1 protein-coding gene and 1 pseudogene are annotated in these 1,593 nt (G+C 47.5%); both read left to right on the plus strand.

Annotated features, from left to right (window positions below; translation table 11 throughout):
• Window positions 1-470 precede the first annotated feature (470 nt).
• A complete protein-coding gene (locus ACTQ3V_RS15510; protein ID WP_441468282.1) occupies window positions 471-938 on the plus strand; it encodes a transposase in 468 nt (155 codons plus the stop codon).
• Window positions 911-1,462, plus strand: a pseudogene (locus ACTQ3V_RS15515) (IS3 family transposase); the annotation flags it as partial. The gene ACTQ3V_RS15510 and the pseudogene ACTQ3V_RS15515, both read left to right, overlap by 28 nt.
• Between the last annotated feature and the right edge of the window lie 131 nt (window positions 1,463-1,593).

A 1,593-nucleotide genomic window follows, 5' to 3' on the forward strand; every position in this document is an offset into this window, starting at 1 on the left:
TACATGAATATGAAGCATCTGGAGGCTGCTACTGAGGATGCCTCCATTGCTGGCTGACATCATTCATGCCAGGGACTGCAAACCAATTTGCGCAAAACTCTTGACACTACCGCGCGCAGGGCATTATGCTCATCGGTTATTCGGACACAGTGATTGCAGATCCGCAGTACAGACTGGTCGGCATACGCTTTGTGGCGGCTACCCCGAGATGATACAGGGCATGTCTGCTGCGATTTGCGGCGGCACCACAGTCACTTCGTATCCGCGAGCAGTTTGCTCTCCTATATGATCCGGCGGCAGAGCCGCTGCCAGAGGCTGTACAGGGACTGAACCGATATGTCGAACAGACGACCGGTTACCTCTTGTATGGCGCGCAGCTTGCGGCAGCGGAAAAAGTAAGATCTGCAGTCTGGGTAGGGGGGTGCGGACAAAAAGTTGGACTGAATACATGCAGAAAAGGAGATTTGGGAATGTATTCAGATGAACAATATCGCAAAGCTCTCGAGGTTTATGAGGAAACGAAATCGGTAACAAAGACTATAACGGTTTTAGGATATCCAGCACGCAGGCAGACGCTGTATAACTGGATCAATCGGAAGCGGATTCTGCCGGAAGAAAGGACCACCTTTCGAGGCTATAATACAGAGGATCATCCCCGACACCCTTCACTAGAGCAAAAACTTCAGATACTTCATCGTTGCTTTGAGTTGGGAGAGGTTGTACAATCAGTATTAAATGAAGTAGGATATAGCACGGCCAGTATCTATGCTTGGCGGCGTAAATATGTCCAGAAAGGTGCTGCAGCATTAATGAATCCACCCAATGAGCGCGGTAGAGGGAAACTGATAGAAGGAAAAGCTACATCTTCGCAGGAAATTGGTGAATTGAAAGCAAAAATCCAAGATATGCAGATGGAAATAGATGTTCTGAAAAGGTGATTCGCCGAATCATGCGTGAAAAAGGATTGCTTGTGAAGGGCAGAAGTGCAAGAAAATACTGCTCTTACAAAGGAGAAATTAGTCCTGAGGTGCCAAATGTAATTCAGCGAAATTTCAAGGCTGACAAGCCAAACCAGAAATGGCTAACCGATGTGACTGAGTTTTCTATACCAGCAGGAAAGGTATATCTCTCTCCCGTTATCGACTGCTATGATGGTATGCCAGTAGCATGGAATATTAGCTGTAAACCAGATGCACAATTGTTAAATACAATGCTTGATCGTGCAACCCACTCTCTCCCGCAGGACGCACATCCAATTCTTCATTCAGATAGAGGCTGCCATTACCGATGGCCTGGCTGGATTAAGCGGGGCGAAGATGCGGGGCTCACCAGATCCATGTCTAGGAAAGGATGCTCACCAGACAATTCAGCTTGTGAGGAATTCTTCGGGAGGATGAAGAACGAGATGTTCTATGGTCGTTCGTGGCAAGGTGTCACACTGGAGAATTTCATGCAGCAAATTGGAATAGTCAAGAAAACCGTACACCCAACTTACTTCATCAAGCGACCTGACTCCGATTTTTTATCCACCGCAAACGTTTAACAAGTGGAGGCAGATTATTCTCGTTGGCGGTGTTGCGTCGGAGGCGGTTG

Source organism: Candidatus Agathobaculum pullicola (assembly GCF_052117205.1).
In the GTDB taxonomy this organism is placed as follows: domain Bacteria; phylum Bacillota; class Clostridia; order Oscillospirales; family Butyricicoccaceae; genus Agathobaculum; species Agathobaculum pullicola.